This is a genomic window from Exobacillus caeni (genome assembly GCF_005747095.1).
GTDB classification, from domain to species: Bacteria; Bacillota; Bacilli; order Bacillales; family Guptibacillaceae; genus Exobacillus; species Exobacillus caeni.
In genome coordinates this window covers 230,316-247,875 of record NZ_SWLG01000007.1, presented here as the reverse complement: position 1 = coordinate 247,875, position 17,560 = coordinate 230,316, and the positions used below count along the sequence as shown (strand labels likewise).

Annotated in this window: 21 protein-coding genes and 1 pseudogene; 9 read left to right on the top strand and 13 right to left on the bottom strand. The window is 40.9% G+C overall.

Features of this window, described 5'->3' with window-relative positions:
• Positions 1–15: 15 nt before the first annotated feature.
• The 5 genes from FCL54_RS12100 to FCL54_RS12080 form a co-directional block, all read right to left on the bottom strand.
• Positions 16–270 (bottom strand): hypothetical protein, encoded by a 255-nt coding sequence (locus FCL54_RS12100; protein ID WP_138126758.1) that lies wholly within the window; start codon positions 268–270, stop codon positions 16–18.
• Positions 260–658, bottom strand: a complete 399-nt coding sequence (locus tag FCL54_RS12095) for a DUF1540 domain-containing protein (protein WP_138126756.1) — start codon at positions 656–658, stop codon at positions 260–262. The genes FCL54_RS12100 and FCL54_RS12095 overlap by 11 nt, the downstream gene beginning before the upstream one ends.
• Positions 659–822: 164 nt before the next feature.
• Complete coding sequence (locus FCL54_RS12090) at positions 823–1,548, bottom strand: EAL domain-containing protein (RefSeq protein ID WP_138126754.1); 726 nt, start codon at positions 1,546–1,548, stop codon at positions 823–825.
• Positions 1,549–1,842: 294 nt separating this feature from the next.
• The gene (locus FCL54_RS12085; RefSeq protein ID WP_171016811.1) at positions 1,843–3,348 is read right to left on the bottom strand and encodes a M1 family metallopeptidase; all 1,506 of its coding nucleotides are present in this window, start codon (positions 3,346–3,348) and stop codon (positions 1,843–1,845) included.
• Positions 3,349–3,661: 313 nt separating this feature from the next.
• Positions 3,662–3,835 (bottom strand): DUF2187 family protein, encoded by a 174-nt coding sequence (locus FCL54_RS12080; RefSeq protein ID WP_138126750.1) that lies wholly within the window; start codon positions 3,833–3,835, stop codon positions 3,662–3,664.
• Positions 3,836–4,178: 343 nt separating this feature from the next.
• Between FCL54_RS12080 and FCL54_RS12075 the strand changes: the two genes are divergently transcribed.
• The 5 genes from FCL54_RS12075 to FCL54_RS12055 all read left to right on the top strand — a co-directional run bounded on the left by FCL54_RS12075 (position 4,179) and on the right by FCL54_RS12055 (position 7,278).
• Positions 4,179–4,772: a TetR/AcrR family transcriptional regulator gene (locus tag FCL54_RS12075; protein WP_138126748.1), complete on the top strand. Its 594-nt coding sequence runs from the start codon at positions 4,179–4,181 to the stop codon at positions 4,770–4,772.
• 17 nt (positions 4,773–4,789) lie between these two features.
• The gene (locus FCL54_RS12070) at positions 4,790–5,137 is read left to right on the top strand and encodes a DMT family transporter (protein WP_138126746.1); all 348 of its coding nucleotides are present in this window, start codon (positions 4,790–4,792) and stop codon (positions 5,135–5,137) included.
• 14 nt (positions 5,138–5,151) lie between these two features.
• Positions 5,152–5,466: a DMT family transporter gene (locus FCL54_RS12065; RefSeq protein WP_138126744.1), complete on the top strand. Its 315-nt coding sequence runs from the start codon at positions 5,152–5,154 to the stop codon at positions 5,464–5,466.
• Between the two features lie 451 nt (positions 5,467–5,917).
• Positions 5,918–6,469: a helix-turn-helix domain-containing protein gene (locus FCL54_RS12060; RefSeq protein ID WP_138126742.1), complete on the top strand. Its 552-nt coding sequence runs from the start codon at positions 5,918–5,920 to the stop codon at positions 6,467–6,469.
• A gap of 47 nt (positions 6,470–6,516) precedes the next feature.
• Positions 6,517–7,278 carry an STAS domain-containing protein gene (locus FCL54_RS12055; RefSeq protein ID WP_138126740.1) on the top strand — a complete coding sequence of 254 codons (762 nt, stop codon included), beginning with the start codon at positions 6,517–6,519 and terminating at the stop codon, positions 7,276–7,278.
• 28 nt (positions 7,279–7,306) lie between these two features.
• On the opposite strand, the gene FCL54_RS12050 is transcribed toward FCL54_RS12055, so the two are convergent.
• Positions 7,307–7,786: a GNAT family N-acetyltransferase gene (locus FCL54_RS12050; protein ID WP_138126738.1), complete on the bottom strand. Its 480-nt coding sequence runs from the start codon at positions 7,784–7,786 to the stop codon at positions 7,307–7,309.
• Positions 7,787–7,929: 143 nt separating this feature from the next.
• Between FCL54_RS12050 and FCL54_RS12045 the strand changes: the two genes are divergently transcribed.
• Complete coding sequence (locus FCL54_RS12045) at positions 7,930–8,769, top strand: CPBP family intramembrane glutamic endopeptidase (RefSeq protein WP_138126736.1); 840 nt, start codon at positions 7,930–7,932, stop codon at positions 8,767–8,769.
• Positions 8,770–8,840: 71 nt separating this feature from the next.
• Here FCL54_RS12045 and modA read toward each other — a convergent pair whose 3' ends face one another.
• Positions 8,841–9,620, bottom strand: a complete 780-nt coding sequence (gene modA, locus FCL54_RS12040) for a molybdate ABC transporter substrate-binding protein (RefSeq protein WP_138126734.1) — start codon at positions 9,618–9,620, stop codon at positions 8,841–8,843.
• Between the two features lie 240 nt (positions 9,621–9,860).
• On the opposite strand from modA, the gene FCL54_RS12035 reads away from it, so the two are divergent.
• A complete protein-coding gene (locus FCL54_RS12035; RefSeq protein WP_138126732.1) occupies positions 9,861–10,652 on the top strand; it encodes an SDR family oxidoreductase in 792 nt (263 codons plus the stop codon).
• A 415-nt stretch (positions 10,653–11,067) separates the two neighbouring features.
• Here FCL54_RS12035 and FCL54_RS12030 read toward each other — a convergent pair whose 3' ends face one another.
• A complete protein-coding gene (locus FCL54_RS12030; RefSeq protein WP_138126730.1) occupies positions 11,068–11,292 on the bottom strand; it encodes a hypothetical protein in 225 nt (74 codons plus the stop codon).
• A 19-nt stretch (positions 11,293–11,311) separates the two neighbouring features.
• Positions 11,312–12,223: pseudogene (locus tag FCL54_RS12025) on the bottom strand (aminoglycoside phosphotransferase family protein).
• Positions 12,224–12,489: 266 nt separating this feature from the next.
• Here FCL54_RS12025 and FCL54_RS24620 point away from each other — a divergent pair.
• Entirely contained in the window at positions 12,490–12,618 is a 129-nt protein-coding gene (locus tag FCL54_RS24620) for a hypothetical protein (protein WP_281281369.1), read from the top strand.
• A gap of 19 nt (positions 12,619–12,637) precedes the next feature.
• Here FCL54_RS24620 and FCL54_RS12015 read toward each other — a convergent pair whose 3' ends face one another.
• A complete protein-coding gene (locus tag FCL54_RS12015; protein WP_138126726.1) occupies positions 12,638–13,282 on the bottom strand; it encodes an alpha/beta family hydrolase in 645 nt (214 codons plus the stop codon).
• Positions 13,283–13,856: 574 nt separating this feature from the next.
• On the opposite strand from FCL54_RS12015, the gene FCL54_RS12010 reads away from it, so the two are divergent.
• Entirely contained in the window at positions 13,857–15,278 is a 1,422-nt protein-coding gene (locus FCL54_RS12010) for a M1 family metallopeptidase (RefSeq protein ID WP_138126724.1), read from the top strand.
• Between the two features lie 47 nt (positions 15,279–15,325).
• On the opposite strand, the gene FCL54_RS12005 is transcribed toward FCL54_RS12010, so the two are convergent.
• The 3 genes from FCL54_RS12005 to FCL54_RS11995 all read right to left on the bottom strand — a co-directional run bounded on the left by FCL54_RS12005 (position 15,326) and on the right by FCL54_RS11995 (position 17,478).
• The gene (locus FCL54_RS12005; protein ID WP_138126722.1) at positions 15,326–15,688 is read right to left on the bottom strand and encodes a hypothetical protein; all 363 of its coding nucleotides are present in this window, start codon (positions 15,686–15,688) and stop codon (positions 15,326–15,328) included.
• A gap of 114 nt (positions 15,689–15,802) precedes the next feature.
• Positions 15,803–16,777 (bottom strand): DMT family transporter, encoded by a 975-nt coding sequence (locus FCL54_RS12000; protein WP_138126720.1) that lies wholly within the window; start codon positions 16,775–16,777, stop codon positions 15,803–15,805.
• 32 nt (positions 16,778–16,809) lie between these two features.
• A complete protein-coding gene (locus FCL54_RS11995; protein WP_138126718.1) occupies positions 16,810–17,478 on the bottom strand; it encodes a GntR family transcriptional regulator in 669 nt (222 codons plus the stop codon).
• Between the last annotated feature and the right edge of the window lie 82 nt (positions 17,479–17,560).

Below are 17,560 nucleotides of genomic sequence, written 5' to 3'. Positions count from 1 at the left end.
CTGGTTTGTTTCTGTTTATTCTGTCTCATTTACCTTCATAACAGAATAATTTGTTTTCTCTACGTCTACATGGTTGTTAACGCTTCTGGCAAAGGCAAGAAAATCTTTTCCGTTAACCACTTGCTCACCGTTTTTTTCTCGAATTTGAAAATGGCCTTGATCACTAAGCTGCTTGATTTTTTCCTGGCTTAATCCAGTCATGCCTGAAAGCACGATAAGAGGATAGTCTGTGCCATTATCCAGTTCTTTCACGGGCATTTTATAGTCCATCATCATCTCTCCTTAAAAACGTTTCACAATTGGTATCCTGGCATTCATCGCTGTTCCTGCCGCTCACTTCGATCGCTTCGGCAATACAGACAGCACCTTCGCCCCAGTACTTGCAAGATGCTACCGTGCAGCGGATCGTTGGGGTTACTTCATATTCCGGATCAAGCAAACCGGCAATACTTCCTGTCCAGTTTACATTGTCTGCTGAAGAAACATAATTCAATATCCTGGCATTATGGCTAAAAGTTTTGCACATCGTGTTCTCAGCTATTTCAGACATATGTGTTTCTTCTTCGTGCAAAATATCGATATTACCTGCTCCGCACCGGTCTCCGTATAAATAATGAGTACAAGTGCTTACAACACATTTGACTCCAGGTTTGATCATTGGATAACTCCACCCTTTTTCCTTTTATTCTGTTAGTAAAAGTTTGTCCGAATTTAATTTAATCCATGTATAAAGGAAGAAGTTTTATGAGGAAAAATAAAAAAGATGCTCCTCCATAAGATAGAGAAACATCTAAATCACACTACATTAATTGTAAGAGTGTTTTATGGACTTAACTTTGGACGGCCGAGCAAATAACCCTGCCCAAGCTGTACACCGATTTCTTTTGCGGCTGCTACGTCACATCCTTCTTCAAAGCCTTCTACGACGAGCGTCGTGGTTTTTCCGTCAAAAAAGCCAAGCAGCGATTTGATCAGCTTTTGTTTTTTTTCAGAGTTCGCAAGATCCTTCGAAAAGTACCGGTCAAGCTTTACGAAATGAGGCTCTAACTCAAGTGATGCACGGAGCGATGAACGACCTTCTCCTACGTTATCAAGCGCAACAAGATAGTTGTTTTGCTTCAACAGTGCAACCACTTTTTTCAGGGCAGAAAAATCAGGAATATCTTCAGATCCGTTGATTTCAAAAACGACATGCTCATTCTTGACGTGTGAGATAGCTTTAAGCGATTGCAGGCTTTCCAGTACGTTTAGAAAATCCGGATCTGTAAGTGTGGATGGGTAGATATTGATGAACAGACGAGCGTTCATAAATTCCTGCTGGTAGCTTTCAAAAGTTATGTATGCATTAAAAATAGCAGCGATATCTAAGTCGATCAGCATATTCTTATTTTTAGCATAGGTAAAAAGTGCTTCTGGATTTTCGAATTTGGATGTTCTGATCAAAAATTCATATCCAAAAACAGATCGGTCGGAAAGGTTGCGTATAGGCTGGAACACATGATGAAATTCGCGATTTTCGATCAGTAATTTAAGTTCTGCATCATTCACTAGAGGGACACTCCTTTAAACAAAAAACACTCTATGCCCTATTATATCGTAAAAGAGAGATTTTCACGTTATTAAAACACGAATTGCAAGAAAAAGCTTATTAAATTCGAATCATGCTTCTGAAAATTATTAAAAAGCTTTGTTCCAAGAGTAGCAAGTAAAAATTTAAAAGTCTATAGCTAAAGTACCAAAACAGAGGATGTGTGCCATGAACACACCAGGAATGGGCAGTGAGAAAAGCAATTTTGTGATAAAAAGTTTTCAGCCGCTCCGTGGTAAGAGCGGCTGAAAGGATTACTGCTGGTCAGATACGAACACACGGTGACTGTTGAAAAATTCGCTTAAGTCCATGCCGGACGACCGTTCCATGGCACTGATGAATTCTTCCGTAGAAGAAACTCCGAATTTCTGCTCTTTAAAATAACTTCTCATCGCTTCATAAAATACGCTGTCTCCAAGTTCCTGGCGAAGATCGTTCAAGGTGCTCGATCCATATCCGTAAATCATCCAGTAATAATAATTGATTCCGCCTTCAGAAGCTCTTGCTGTAAAATCGGAAACAGGGCTTGAAAGATGATAGTACTCATCCGGTACAGGCGGTACTTCAAGGCTATCCAGTTCCCCGTCATAGAGGGATGCTGCAAAGCTTGCGAAGGATTCATCCAACCACGGTTCGTCATATTCGTTGTCTCCGATAATCCCATAGAACCACTGATGTCCGATCTCATGTGCGTTAACCGATTTCGTCCATTCAAGGGAGCGCTCTCCTGAAAAACTGATCATAACGAGCTGAGGGTATTCCATTCCCCCGAACCAGCCCTCCATCGTTACAACGTCTAGTTCAGGCCACGGATACTTGCCAAATTTTTCGCTGAAAAGCTGAATGCTTTCAGCACCTGATTCTAGAAGTGCATCAGCATATTTTGCATGTTCATCTGAATAGTACACATTTACATCTACGTTGTTTACCTTTGTAGAAATAACATGGTAGTTCGGGTTCATTTCCATCGCAAAATCGCGAACATTAAATGCTTTATAGCGATGGGTTGCAAGATCTCCATGGACCGTCGGCTGTCCGATTTCCGTTCCGGTTGCAGCGATAACCTGCTCTTTCTCCGTCGTAACAGTTACATCATAGCTGCCGGATACAGAATAGAAGGCTTCCCCGTAAGGATAATAAGGATCTACGTTCCATCCCTCATCATCATAAACGGACAGGATCGGAAACCAATTTCCCATCGAAACTGTGTCCTTGTACCATCCAAACCTGTCCTGCTGTTCGGGCAGGTTCACTTCAAAATCCATTTCCACATTCACAGGCTTATTTTCCTTTAAGGAAAGTCCGCTAATATGTAGGGAAGTGCCATTCATTTCATACTCTGCTTTCTTGCCATTCACTTTAATGTTAGCAACATCCATACCGCCGCCGTTTTCAGCAAATGTTTCGGCATTGCCCCACAGGTTAAAATAGAGGTTTTCAAGGTTATCCATGATATTGTTTTTAAACGTCACGTTCATTGTTCCTGAGACATGGTGGTTTTCAGAATCATAGGAAACATCCATCGTATAAGCAGGATCGACAGGCCCAAGAACATCCTTGTCTTTCAGCTTTTTCCTGGCAGCAATTGCAGAATGATCGATGGTTACAGAAGGATTTCCAGCAGGGGTGTAGGCGCCGTTTTGTTTTGCAAATTCACCAGGGTCCATGCTGGATGCAGAAACTGGAAGTGCCAGGGAAACAGTTAACGAAGCAACAGTGATACTTTGAAAAGCTCTTTTCAAGATGTGTTTTAACTTCAAAAAAATCCCTCCTTTTAGTCTCATTAACAAAAGTTCTTTCGGAGGGCAAAGCTTTCCTTGAGCCAAATAGTTCATTTTAAAATACAAAAAATAAGCAAAAAATCCCGTTTTATTCCAAAAATGGAAAATGAACAACGCGATTAGATCTTAAGTTATGGAACTTTTTTCCTTGAGGGGTATGCAGTCACTTTTCCTGGTGTTAAAAGATAACCCTGTAGCTGGGCACCTTTTCTCTTCCCTAAAAAAGGCTCTTTCTCTACAACAATAAAGCGGCAGCCAATTCTGGCTGCCGCTTGTTATATAATTTAGTAGATTATTTATTTACAACCTTATACTCATCATGTGCAAGAACCTGCTTCGGTTCCTCAGGCTGGAAAGAATTTTCGAACCCTTCAGTATCAACGATCACCGTATTGTTCAGAACTGAAATGACCTTTCCTTTGATTCCGTCAAACTCTACTACGTCATTTACTTTAGCTTTTGTCAACACGAACACCCCATTTTTTTCTATTTTTATCATCTTAGTAAAAAATAAGCAGAAAATCAAGAAATTAACAGAATCTTCAATACTAAATCCTGTTTTTCTGGGACACAAATTAAGATGTATAATACCCTATCAATTCTTTTTTAAAACATGTCTGTTTATAGAAGCATACGATCACTTTTATTTTATAACTTTTTATGACAACGGGGAAAGGAACAAAACCAGAGTAAATTCGGCTCATATTATCTACTCTTAAAACTGTGAGAAGGTTTATTCCAAGCATACACTTTTCCGGCTTGCCCGTTCTATGTTATAGTTGACTAACGACCGTTAGGAAGGTGATGTTGTGGAAGTTCAAACTTCGCAGAACACAGCTGATAAGATCAAAGCTGTATCACTGTCACTGTTTGCAAGGAAAGGGTTTGAGGGAACCTCGTTAGCGGAAATTGCTAGCCGAGTCGGAATCAAAAAGCCTTCACTTTATGCCCATTTTAAAAATAAGGAAGATATCTTTTTAGCAGTCATCGACAAGGTGATGGCAGATTATATCGCTTACTTTGAGACAGTGGCTAATAAGCTAGTTAACAGGCAGGCGGAGGAGAAGCTTTTTATCCTTTTAAAAGAAAACACCGATTACCTGCGTGATGAAGAATTGGGATTGATCTGGAAAAGGATGATGCTGTTTCCGCATGAGACGTTGAAAGAGAAGCTCAAAGAAAAATTTTTAGCATCTGAAGAAAAAATGACAGGTACAATTCTTGCGATATTAAAAGAACTAAAGGAAGATGGCATAATTCAAGAAAATACAGAAGAAGTGCTCGATGCTTATTATTGTTTAATGGACGGAACCTTTGAGCAGGTGTTTTATTATCCGGAAATTGAACATAAAAGGAGATTACAGCATTCATGGCAGGTCTTTTGGAAAGGCATCAAGCGATAACGAGAGGGGGAAGGAAAATGGCCTGGCTTTATCTTGTTTTAGCGGGGATAACGGAGGTTGTCTGGGTGATCGGCTTAAAATACTCAGAAGGCTTTACAAGGCCTCTCATTAGTATTCTTACTATCCTGATGATCATCGTGAATTTCTGGCTTTTCTCAAAATCGTTAAAAACAGTGCCGATCGGAACAGCTTATGCAGTTTTTACCGGACTCGGCGCAGCAGGAACCGCTGTAATAGGGATGATCTTTATGGGAGAATCGGCAGGCTTTCTTAAGGTCTTCTTCATTTTATTGATGATCGGCGCGATAATTGGCTTGAAACTAACAGATAAAGAAGAAGAGCCCCAATCGGATTCTTCCAGATAGGAAAGGTGATATCAATGGCATGGATCGTTTTAGTTTTTGCCGGTTTTGCGGAAGTTGGCGGAGTCATCAGCTTGAAAATGGCAGAAGGATTTAAAAAGATCAAACCAATGTTTTCGGCTTTTTTATTTGGGTGTGCCAGTTTCTATATGCTTTCAATCGCCATGAAGACACTTCCTGTTGGATCTGCTTATGCAGTATGGACAGGGATCGGCACGGCGGGTAGTGTCCTGGTTGGAATGGCTTTTTTCAATGAGAACAGAGATATCAAGCGGATTGTGCTAATTTCCTGTATTGTGATCGCTGCGGTCGGTCTGAAAATTACTGGTTAAATTTATAGTTATCGAAAAATATAGTAAAAAAGATTTGAAAATGGATTGACATTAGGGAACGTTTGTTCTAATATTGGAATTAAGTTATTTGCACCAACCCCCTTGCGGCATCTCTTTTTTAGAGGTGCTTCTTTTTTTGGGGTCTTTTATTTAACATTGCAAGAAACCCGTGCGGCTATTAACAAGACTGGCAGCAAAATGTTTCGGCTCTGTCACCAGAACAAAGTAGTTGTTCATAAAGAGAAATATTGATTTTTCGGTATATGCCGGGCATTTTTGTTAATGCCTTTTTTTATTTTAAGAAATATGATTCCATAATAGTAGTAAGGATTGGCTCATATGGGCTGTAGTAAAATGGAAGAGTAGACTTGAATTCGGCTAAGAATGTGTCTATTAAGAAACAAGGTAATAACCTTTCAGCTTAGAATAACAAGATTAAGGGGTTCGTAAAATGAGTAAAAAAAGACATTGGCTCACCAGGTTAAGGAAACATAAGAAGCTAACGCAACAAGAGGTTGCCTTAAAGGTTTTTATTGACCGGGGATATTATGCGCTTATCGAAAGCGGGGAACGGAACCCGGGTGTTGAAGTCGCTAAGAAATTAGCCGATCTCATTGGCTTTCACCACTCTGTTTTTAATTTGGAATCTAATCCGTTTACTTCCGCACTTGGCCATGCACCGATGGTTTTTGCCCATTGCGATATGGACTTAAGGTACACATGGATTTTTAACCCGCCCAACTTTGGAGCAGATGACCCTATTGGATACCGTGATGACGAACTTAACAGGAACGCTGGCACGCTGGCACTCCAGCGATTAAAACAAGATGTGATCGATCAACAAACGCCATTGAGAAGAACAATACCATTTCCTACAGATACTGGTTCTCGTTCATATGTCGTATACTGTCATCCTCTTTTTAACGACCGGCTTGAATTGATAGGCGTAGCTACTGCTGCAACAGAAGTAAGTACAACTGACGATAACTTTCAGGGGAAGTGAGATGCAAGGATGTGCCATTGACCAATTAACAGAGCGGAGGGGAATGGATGGGAAAAACCATTGAGCGGGCAAATCCACTTTTCAATGAAGAAGAAACAATCTTTTTGAAAGAGGCGATATTTAAGTCTTCTGGTGACTACTTTAACAGTGGCGGTTATTCTCATATAAGCAAAGATCTTTTCGTAGATAGACTTGAAGAATTAATCAAGTGCATAATGAGCAAAGACAGTGAACGTCTTAGCCAACTGGCAAAGGATGTCGGGAATTCATGGGCAGAGACGGCTTTATCTCCGCTGATGGAGTTGCGGTTCTTATCCCAATTTAGAAAAAGTTATCTGGAGCGAATGAGTGATATGAACAAAGAGGCTTCACAAAGAGAAGTCCATTTTTTACTGGATACGTATATCTTACATTTCGTAACAGCTTTTGTTGAACGGAAGCGTGAAAATGTTGAAGAAAAAGCAGACCCGGAAGTTCCGATCATTGTTTTGACTGAAACAACAGCATTGCTTCCTTTGATGGGGGAAATCGAAACAAGCCAGACCCGGAAGTACCTGAACAAAGTCCTCGTAGAAGCTGACCGGCTAAATTTAAGTTTATTAATCATCGATTTGTCTTATATGAAAAAGGTAGAAACTTCGCTAGTTACTTTTTTAATGAAAATAGTGGATGCCATCAGGTTAATAGGCTGCAGGGCGATCGTGACAGGGATCAATGCCAGAATTGCTCCCATAATTATGAGGTCCGGAATACAGTTTGAAAACAAAGTGGCGATTAAAAATTCTGTTAAAGATGCCCTCAAAGAATAGAAGGGAAATTTTTAAAGAAAAGAAGGTATTAAATAAACCTTTTCTCCAGCTCAAGTTCATCTCTGATCGGAATTCCGTTTTGAGCGATAAGCGGGATTTCGGGTTTTTGTTCGCGTGCTTTCTCTACAGCGTTTCGGTACAGTGCAGATAGGACATAGCCCCTTTTTTGATAAAAGTGCAACGCATGGATGTTATCATTCGTGGTGATTAGTTTGATCCGTGTGCAATCTGCTTCCAAAGCCATTTTTTCAACAGCCTTTACAAGGCTTGTTCCGACTCCTTTGTTTTCCAGGATGCTATCAAGAGAGATGATTTCGCATTCTCTGTTTTTAAAAATGTAAGTCACCAATCCGATGATTTTGCCCTCTTCGTTCAATACGGCGAATCCTTCTAAAAGGTCACATTGATAAATCCCGCTTGAAATAACCATCTCTGAACTGCCCCAGTGAGTGATGAAAAACTGCTCAACCTGGTCTTTGATTTTATCGTTGATCGGTATCAGTTCCATTCCCTTTGCCCCTGCTCTTTTCTATAAAAATAGTTTACCAGATTCTCTCGCATTTGTAAGAAATTTACGAAAACAACCATGTCCTATATCGAAAGTGTGGTACCATTAAATGGAAGTAGAGTGGAGGAAGGAAGATATGAGCATTGGAGAATCCTTTTAGGAAGATTAAGTTTTGGAAGTTGATTTTATGGATGGTAGCCGGGTTTATCTTGTTTGCGATCGCGGACATCGGACTGGATTTGGCAGGATTCCGGCATGAAGAGGTTAGCAGTACTGCTTTTTCAATTTATTTTTACCTGATTAATTTTCTATGGATCGTCTATTCGTTAAAGAAAGCGGATATCGGATTATCGGAGTTGATCGGAAGAAGCAGTGGACCGGTATCCTGGAAAAAATATGCTGGTTTGACCTTAATGCAAGTTCTGGTTTCGATCTGGGCAATATTTACATTGTTTTACTTCGTATCGTTAGTGTTCCCTGACTGGGTTCTCGATACATTTAACGCTGTTGAAGAGACACCAGAAACATTTGAAGGTATCATTATCGAGCTCGTTACTATCGTGCTCATCGCACCATTCGTGGAAGAAATTTTATTCAGGGGAATCCTTTTGCATAAACTCTCAGCAAAACTGTCTTTAAAAACTTCCGTTGTGATATCATCCTTGATTTTTGCGGCTTTACATATGAATGAAGGATTTGTCGGGCAGTTTATGGGCGGCATTTTACTGGCTATTTTTTATATCGAAACAAAAAATCTCTGGGTATCGATTGCCTGCCACAGTCTTAACAATCTTATTGCGGGGATATTCATGTTTCTTCCTGGTGATCCTGGTGCAGTAGCATCACTCAGCGAGTTGCAACAGGGAACTTTTATCGCAATGATCGCCGGTCTTCCTTTCCTGGTTGGAATGGTGGTTTATTATGTGAAAACGTTCCGGAAACAGAACTGGGATATTCCTTATAAAGTTGAAAAAGCAGCTTAAACGGCAGCATGAAAAAAGGGAGCCCGTACTACGTGAGCTCTCTTTTGTTATGGCCTAATAAGGGCCTATCATTATTTAATGGTATCGAATCCGTATTTCTTAAGAATCTCGATCGCCGGTTTTGTTTGCATGTATTGGAAAAACTCCTGCGCCTGTCCACTGTGCTTCGTGTTTTTAATGATCCCCAGCGGATACACGATCGGCGTATGGGAGCTTTCATCAGCCGTTGCGGCTACTTTTACCTTTGAAGAAATTTCAGCATCGGTTCTGTATACGATTCCAGCCTCGACGTTTCCGGTTTCTACATAGGATAACACTTGCCGCACATCTTTGGCATACACCATTTTATCCTCTACAATATTCCACAGATTTAACGTTTCCAGCGTTTGTTTCGCATACTTTCCAGCCGGCACTGATTCCGGGATGCCGATCGAGAGTTTATCCGCATTCACGATGTCCTGAAAATTGTTTATAGAAGAGTTTTCTGCCGGCACGACCAGGACAATTTCATTTTTCGCTAGATCAATCTTTTTGCTGATAAGCCCTTCGTTTTGCAGTTTGTTAAACTTGTCTTCCGCAGCGGAAAAAAACACATCGACAGGCGCCCCCTGTGAAATTTGCTGCTGCAGAGCCCCGGAGGATCCGAAGTTAAAGGACAGGGTGATGTTTTTATTTTCTTGTTCGAAATCCTTTTTGATTTCTGTCATGGCGTCCTGCAAGCTGGCAGCGGCAGAGACGGTAAGATCTGTATGTTCTTTTGGTTGCTTCTCTGACTGCTGGCCGTCCTTGTCCGCACAGCCAGTGACAGAAAGCAGGAATATGATTACCAGTAATAATGAGATTCGTTTCATAGTCAGTCTCCTCTTAGAAATCTCTTATCTATTATACAGGAAAAAGATTTTTATATAGGAAAGGAAATCTGACAAAGTGATAAACTTGTTTAGGCAAAATGCACCGGGAATATAAAACCGCCTTTTCGATCTTATAATGGATTCCATTCTTTAAGAGTCGTTTTCTAACAAGGTTTTTATAAAAAATGCTATTCTAATTACAACTAACTACAAAGTAAATCATGAAAAGGAGCGATAGGAATGGATTTTAAGTTAGAGGGAAAATCGGTACTGGTGATCGCGGCAAGCAAAGGGCTTGGAAAAGCAACAGCACTGCAATTCGCGAAGGAAGGCGCTCATGTGATGATTTCCAGCCGTTCAGAAGAGGAGCTTCAAAAAGCGGTTAGTGAGATCAAAGAAGAGAGCGGAAACAAGAATGTGAATCATGTTGTATGCGATATCACGAAGCCAGAAGAAATCAAACAGATGGTCCAGAAAGCAACTGAACAGAACGGTACGATAGACATTTTGGTCAATAATGCGGGAGGACCACCGGCAGGGACGTTCGAGAAGTTTCAGGACGAAGACTGGCAAAATGCGTTTGAGTTAAATCTATTAAGCTTTATTCGAGTGATTCGTGAAGTGTTGCCTTATATGAAAAAGCAGCGGGAAGGAAGAATCGTTAACATCGCATCCTCTTCTATCAAACAAACATTGGACAATTTGATTCTATCTAACACTTTTCGAGCGGGAATCGCAGGACTGGCAAAGAGCCTTTCACAGGAGCTCGCACCGTATAACATTCTTATAAACACGGTTGGACCCGGAAAAATCGCCACTGACAGGGTAGCTGAACTGGACCAGGCCAATGCCGAGAAAGCTGGACTTTCTGCTGAAGACGTCCGAGCGAAGTCAGAAAACTCTATTCCGATGGGACGATATGGCGAACCGGAGGAATTTGCAAAAGCTGTGGTGTTCCTTGGATCCGGTGCCAATACGTATTTGACCGGCCAATCGATCGTCGTTGACGGGGGAATGGTGAAAGCTCTTTAGAAAACTGCATGTTGGTGAAAAGTTCGAAGGATTCTGGCAGCATCCGGGTTTTTGGAGAATGCGTGAAGCCGGATGAGGTCATTTGTTCCTCTATTTGTAGCTGAAAGCCCTGTTTCAGGATTTTAAAGGTCATCAGGTGCCTTATTTGAAGTAAATAAAGATGAAATGCCATCTAAAAACCTGAATAGCGGAACATATGACCTATAATAATTAAAAAAGAGCTTTTTTAAAGAAATAGCGGAACATATGACCTATAAAATTCAAGCTCCATCACGCCGGGGCGTTTTCCAATATTTACACCATCCACAATGTTCAATTCCATGGTACGATTATACTTGGTTAACGCTTTGTTAACTGCGGCAGAAAAAACTTACGCTTTTGTGCAAGGCTCTCCCCTTGCACTTTTTTTTGCGTTCTAATGATTCTCGCTTCTTTTTTCCTCTAAGTAGTTCTGGTAAGCTTGCTCTACTCGATCTGTTTCAGGGCCGATTCGGCTGCGAATATCTAACATATAAAAGCAGATTCGAAAAAGGGTAGCAGCGATCACTGTGAACCCCAGCATACCGGCTAAAGGCGACGGTAAGAGCACTATAATAAAGCTGAGCACCAAGGCTACTAATAATGATAAAAACCAATACATAAAACCAACCTCTCTTTTATTATTCCTGGTACCATCGTGGTGTGGGGTCTTCAAAATAGCGGTGGTCCTCAAGCAGGCAATGAAGCTTTTCAAGCATACTATCAACCTGATCAGGAATTGTCCGGAGTGACCAGACAACCGAAGACAATACAGCCATGGCACAATAAAGCGAATACAATCGCCAGAAACCTTCGGGAATGTTATCTCCATAATAACCATGAATCTGCCCGATTGAATACGGGACACTGACTTCCCTCGCAAAAAGGCCAAGCTTTAAGAATTCATGGATAGGATCTCCCCAGTCATAGCGGTTGAAATCGATCACTCCTCCATATTCCTTATCTTTAACAATCAGGTTTCCTGGATGAAAGTCATCATGCTGGAACAGATTCGGCCTGCCCTTCATGTAACGAATGTTTTCTTCGATAAATGTTAAAATTCGGCTGTCATTCTCGATTCTAATATCACAATTTTCATATGCATCCATATAGGCCTGATTTTTTCTTGATTTTCGGGAGTACCAGGAGTCCATTGATTCCGGGGCTTAGTAGTGGTGCATTTTTCTGAGATCCCTGCCAGCATCTATACCAACATTGTATTGCTCTTCTTCGGTTAAGTTGGGGAGTGCCTCCTCCGCGTCTTCTCCGTCCAGGAAACTAACAATCATATAACAGAGGTCGAGCTGTTCTATTCTGCCGAGATCAATCGGTTCAGGAGACATGGTGCCGAATTTCTGTACATTTTTTAAAATATAAAACTCGTTTTCTTTCTGAGGCAAGGCTTTTAAAGGGGAGACTCTAAGCAGTTGGCGGCGGTCTCCATAGTCCAAAATGAATTTTTGATCATCGGAATAACCTTTATTAATAGGTGTGATGTTCCTGCAATCCTGTAACGATGCGATGCTTTCTTTTATTCGTTCTGTCTGTAGCATATTCGGCACCTCTGTTTATATATTTAGCAGCTATAAGTCATTCAATATAAAGTTGTTTTCCTCCTTCTTTATGTAGAAAAATCATGTATCGGCAGCCATAAAGCGAAGAGCATTATTGTCTTCGGGCACAGTGGAGGATGTATCATGGGGCAGTGCGCTCAGTGAGAGGAAGCAGCTGCAGGGATTCATGCTCGCATTCAGGACAATTGATAACATGGAGGGTTTCTTAAATTACAGAGGCAAAGAAAACAAAGAGTTAACCGATCATGGAAGAAGTAAAAGGGTGTGTTGCATCCTGGCTGGAAAAGCAATATACAAAAGACAGAAGTACAGGGTTTCAAAATAGGAGTGAGGAAACGGGTATGACTCAAAAGCAAAGTGCCAGACACTTATGAGTCTTTCCCTGATGTTATGTTAAAGGAATGCATCCATTCTTTGTAGCGTTTGCCTTAAAGCCTGGAGTGAAGCGATATAATTGTCCTCAAATTCAAGGGAATGGTTCGTGCCTTCAATCAGTAAGGAGGAGTTATTGGACTTAGATGTCAGTTCATCAAAACGCTGTTTCCGGTAGCAGGGGTCTTTATCTCCGATGATAAAGAGAGATTGTTGATGGATTTTCAGCATCTCCTTATATAAAGTGTCCTCATGAATAAGAGGTGTTAAAAAAACTGATCTGGATTTATGGAACCGATCGTCAGTCAAAAGAAGGTTGGTTAAAGGAACGGTACCCAGCGATTTGCCGATAAAACAATGCTCTTTATATGCAGCTTCACTATTTATTTCATTCATTACGGTAGTTATGTCACCACAAATTTGTTCATCTTGCTCTTCTTCAGATTGAGATAAATAAGTCTCGTTTTCCCTGTAATTATAGTTTGCATGAAGCACGTCATAGCCTTTTGAAAGTAATAAGTGTGTTGAATAATGAAGCAGCGGTGCCTGTACGGTATAGCCCATCCCCGGTAAGATGGTCCCCAGTTTGGAAGAGACTTTTCCCTGCTTGATTAGAGTATAAGGAATTTCATGGGATGCGTTCACTTTTCCATGAAGAAGTTCCATAACTTTTCCCCCTGCTGTTTTAACAATTTTAAACAATTATAACTTAAAAAGGAAGATCAGGGAGAGCGATTCTATCAAATGGTGGATTGTTTTTCGTTGGCATCTTTATTAAATCTTTTTGGGATAAAGGTTTTAGTTCTATTTTAACGGTCGTACAAAGAGAAAAAGGTAAGCGGAAGGATTTTTTATCGTAGATCGGCCACAAAAAAGGAGCACTTGTGGCCCCTTTTTTGTGCTTAGAATATTTACATAGACATGTTTACATAGACTTAAGCAGTATAAGGATGAGAAGCAGAGGGACGAGGTAAGAAACAGCATGCAAAAGGAAGATTTCCCGTTTCAATTTTCAAGCCTCCAATAAAAAAGTTTCCCCAATTGTAAAAGAGTGACAAAGGATGTGTAAATAATCAATTTTTACCAGTTGAACTCCAAAGGATTTATTAAAAGATAAAGCATCGTGCCAATAGGCTTATAAGGAAGGATAAAAATAGATTGAAGGTTTTTTCCAATTTCATGAAGAATCCTTATACATCCTGCGAAGGAATCTCAGCCAGTTTGGTTAAAGGGGGAAAAGATGAAAAAGAGTAGTGTTTTATTGCTTGTTGTTATACTGGCAGTCATAGCCGGGGCTTTCTTTTTAAAAAATGAGCCGAAACAGGCAGGCTTACTGAATGGGGCAAAAAGCAAGTATGATTTATCATTTGTCCTCGATGATGTGGAAAAGGGCCATTTTACAGCTTCAAGTAAAATAGAAGTGGAAAATGCTTCAGGGGATAGCTGGGACCATCTACAGTTCTACTTTATTCCTAACGCTTTCACACAGGGCAATAAACCTGAAAGTGTGCAGGGAACAGCAACGGCCAATATCGCAAACGTGAAGTTGAACGAAAAAGAATCTAAGTATACGTTAACAGGAGACCAGCTCGAAGTCGACCTTGATGAGAAATTAGAGCCAGGAAAAAAAGTGAAAGTAACGATCGATTATGATTTCACCGTCCCTTCAGGCAGCATGAGATTTAACAGGGATGGCGATAACTTTCACCTTGCACAGGCTTATCCGATGCTGCCCACATATCAGAACGGGGAATGGAACCAGGTCCCATATAGCAGTAACTATGAATCTTACCATACAGGATTTTCGGACTTTACGATTAATGCAAAAGCGCCAAAAGGTTATTCGATCGTCAGTACTGCCGGGCAGGACTTTGATTTGAATAAGAACAGCGGAGAAGTTTCTGTCGAGAATGTGAAAGAAGTGTACCTTGCATTTTTAAAAGGGGATGAAATGGTCACGAGATCGGCAGGGGACATTGAAATTCGGGTTTTCAGCGATCAAGAACATAAGGATTTAATTAATTTTGCAGCCGATATCGCTGAAAAGGCTGTAGATTATTATACAGAAAACATCGGGGCTTATCCAGATGAACAACTTGATATCTTACTTGCGAATGACCTTGCACTCGGGATGGAATACCCGGGGATTGTCCAGGCGAAAGCACATAGTAACTATTATAAAGACCTCCAAAACACGGTTGTCCATGAAGTAGCACACCAGTGGTTTTACGGCATTATCAGCAATGATCCAGTTCGTGATCCATGGGTGGATGAAGGGATCACAGAGTTTGCTACGGTGCTGTTCTGGAAGGACAAAATGGACAATACGGAAAAGGAAGCGAGACGCATCTTAGACTTGAGGCTAAAAGTTGCTGAAAGAAGAGGGTTTGAGCCACAGCCGTCTAATTTGCCTGCTTACTCTTACGATCAAACTGCCTCTGCTTTTGTTTATGGACAGCCTGCCGATAAATTATGGAGCTTGTTTAAAAAGTACGAAGGAACCAAAACAGCCAGGGAGTTTTTACAGGCCTATTATAATAAGTATAAATACAGCCAGGTTACGACAGAGGAATTCGTTTCTTTTACAAAGGATTATTTTGATATGGAAGACAATCTTTTTTTTGAAGACTGGCTTAAGCTTAATGGCATAAGCAAGGAATAGAAAAGGAATGTTGAAAGAGGATCCGTTACTTCGGGTCCTCTTTAACTTTATAATAATTTGATTTTTCTGTCTTTTTTAAATAAGCAAAGACCCGCACACAAAAATAGTAAAACGGAGGGGAACAGGTAGTAATAGCCGATACAACTTAATCCGAGAATCGAACAGCCGATCAATATATAAGCGGATGAAGTAGTTGAGTAATCTAGATGCCTGGAAATATAAATCGCACAGATCGAGCAGAGAAAAGCTGGAAGAAAGAGAAGAAAAAAGGAGTGGTGGACAATATCCAATTCGAAAATAAAATAAAAAACGCTGCCAAAAATGCCAGATAATCCACCGAAAACGCACAGGGTGACCTCTGTTTGGCGTGTTTGTTTATACACTACTTTGCTTTTTGTTTGTTTTGCCATAACTCCTCCTATCCATCCGCCTCAAAAATATTATATAACAAATTGCAAAGGAGGGGAGGATAAAATAATTAAACATCTGAAGGGGTCTGACCCCCTCGTTTTTGTGGATAACTTTTAGAGTTTGAGTTTATGCGGTTGGGGCTGCTTTAATTGATATATTTTTTTGTGTTGCTTTGGTCTGGCGGTTTGTTTGTTGCTGGATGCAGAAAAGTACACTCCTGTTAATACCATGATCATACCGGCGATTTGCTGCCATTCCATAACAGATCCGTAAAATAAAACGGCGATCCATGCTGCGTTAATAGGGACCAGATTCATGTACATGCTGGATTTGCTTGCGCCAACCTGATAGATTCCACGGTTCCATAGAAGAAACGCGACTACAGTTGCGAAGATAGACATATAGATTATTTCCGCCCAGGACTGGTTTGACATAGATGGTACGCTGGACCAGCCGTTTTCAAACAGGGACCAGATTCCCAGCATAGCCGATCCGGCAATAGTTGTGAATGTAGTAGTTAACAATGGGGAAACGCCATTCATCACAACTTTTCCGATCAATCCGTGTACGACCCAGCAAAATAAAGCTGCAAGAAAGAGCAGGTCTCCCATGTTAACAGATAGGGATAAAAGAGTTTGGAGCGAGCCTTTCATAATGACCAGAAAGACACCTGAAAGGGAAAGTAATAATCCGAAACCGATCCGTTTGCTCCATTGTTCTTTTAAAAACAGAACGGCTCCAAGCGTCATAAACACCGGTGTTGTTGCCATAACAAGTGAACCGTTAATCGCAGAAGTATATTCGAGCGCGATAAAGAAAAAAGCGTTATAAGCAAAAATGCCGGTTATTGCCATCAAAATAAGCCCGATCCACCGTTTTTTAATAACCTCAAACCGCCATTCCGAACGGATGAGAACGAGAGGGAGCAAGAGTAAACCGGCAAACCCAAACCTGAGGGTGGCGGCCGTAATAGGGGGGATCTCAGTGATCACATGCTTGGCCGCACCAAAAGCGCCTCCCCAGAACAGGGGGACGAGCAGAAGCAAAAAGTAAATAGCGTTTCCCTGAGATTCTTTTTTCGTATTCAATATTCACGCATCCCTTTCATATTTGTTTTCCATTATTTTAGAAGGTTATATACCTCTTGCATTGGACGAAGCCAGTTCTGTTTCATATATGAAGAGGCCGCTTTGCCGTTCCTTTCTTGAAAAGAAGTTAGCATTTTTTGATGTTCATGCAGCGATTCGTCTTTGCCTGTCATTTTTTGTTTTAGGAAAACATATTTTAATCGCCGGATATGCAGTTGGAGTATGGACGAGAAATCTGAGATGTAAGGATTTTCAGCTATCTCTACGATAACTGCATGAAACTGTTCATCAAGTTCCAGAGCTTTGAACGGCTCTTCATTTTGAATAGCTTTTTTATAATCAGCGTTAATTTTTTTCAATTCATCAATTTGTTTTTCCGTAACTTTGCTGGCTGCGATTTCCGCAGCAAGAGCCTGGAGAGATGCAAGAGGCGGGTAAATTTTAAGAACATCCTCTCTGGTTAAAGAGGTAACCCTTGTTTCTTTGCCGGGATGCATCTCCACAAATCCTTGCATTTGAAGCAGTTGAAGTGCTTCCCGGATAGGCGTGCGGCTAACTCCGAGTGCTTCCGCTATTTCTGCATCATAGATTTTTTCCCCTGGAAGGAGCGTGCCGTCGATAATCCACCGTTGAAGCTGGTTAAAGGCCTTTTCTTTTGCCGACAACCGGACCGGGGAGGAATATCCCTCTGGAATTGGCATACGTTTCACCTCGTCAAGACAAAGTTTATTTTCTGACTAATCAGAAATATATCGCATATTTTATATCAGTGTCAACCATTAT

Coding starts and splice junctions, on each gene's coding strand:
- FCL54_RS12060 (WP_138126742.1), top strand. CDS start 5,918: ATGAGTAAAAAAAGACATTGGCTCACCAGGTTAAGGAAACATAAGAAG.
- FCL54_RS12015 (WP_138126726.1), bottom strand. CDS start 13,282: ATGGAACTTCTTCATGGAAAAGTGAACGCATCCCATGAAATTCCTTAT.
- FCL54_RS12010 (WP_138126724.1), top strand. CDS start 13,857: ATGAAAAAGAGTAGTGTTTTATTGCTTGTTGTTATACTGGCAGTCATA.
- FCL54_RS12005 (WP_138126722.1), bottom strand. CDS start 15,688: ATGGCAAAACAAACAAAAAGCAAAGTAGTGTATAAACAAACACGCCAA.
- modA (WP_138126734.1), bottom strand. CDS start 9,620: ATGAAACGAATCTCATTATTACTGGTAATCATATTCCTGCTTTCTGTC.
- FCL54_RS12070 (WP_138126746.1), top strand. CDS start 4,790: ATGGCCTGGCTTTATCTTGTTTTAGCGGGGATAACGGAGGTTGTCTGG.
- FCL54_RS12100 (WP_138126758.1), bottom strand. CDS start 270: ATGGACTATAAAATGCCCGTGAAAGAACTGGATAATGGCACAGACTAT.
- FCL54_RS12030 (WP_138126730.1), bottom strand. CDS start 11,292: ATGTATTGGTTTTTATCATTATTAGTAGCCTTGGTGCTCAGCTTTATT.
- FCL54_RS12035 (WP_138126732.1), top strand. CDS start 9,861: ATGGATTTTAAGTTAGAGGGAAAATCGGTACTGGTGATCGCGGCAAGC.
- FCL54_RS12050 (WP_138126738.1), bottom strand. CDS start 7,786: ATGGAACTGATACCGATCAACGATAAAATCAAAGACCAGGTTGAGCAG.
- FCL54_RS24620 (WP_281281369.1), top strand. CDS start 12,490: ATGGAAGAAGTAAAAGGGTGTGTTGCATCCTGGCTGGAAAAGCAATAT.
- FCL54_RS12095 (WP_138126756.1), bottom strand. CDS start 658: ATGATCAAACCTGGAGTCAAATGTGTTGTAAGCACTTGTACTCATTAT.
- FCL54_RS12065 (WP_138126744.1), top strand. CDS start 5,152: ATGGCATGGATCGTTTTAGTTTTTGCCGGTTTTGCGGAAGTTGGCGGA.
- FCL54_RS12055 (WP_138126740.1), top strand. CDS start 6,517: ATGGGAAAAACCATTGAGCGGGCAAATCCACTTTTCAATGAAGAAGAA.
- FCL54_RS11995 (WP_138126718.1), bottom strand. CDS start 17,478: ATGCCAATTCCAGAGGGATATTCCTCCCCGGTCCGGTTGTCGGCAAAA.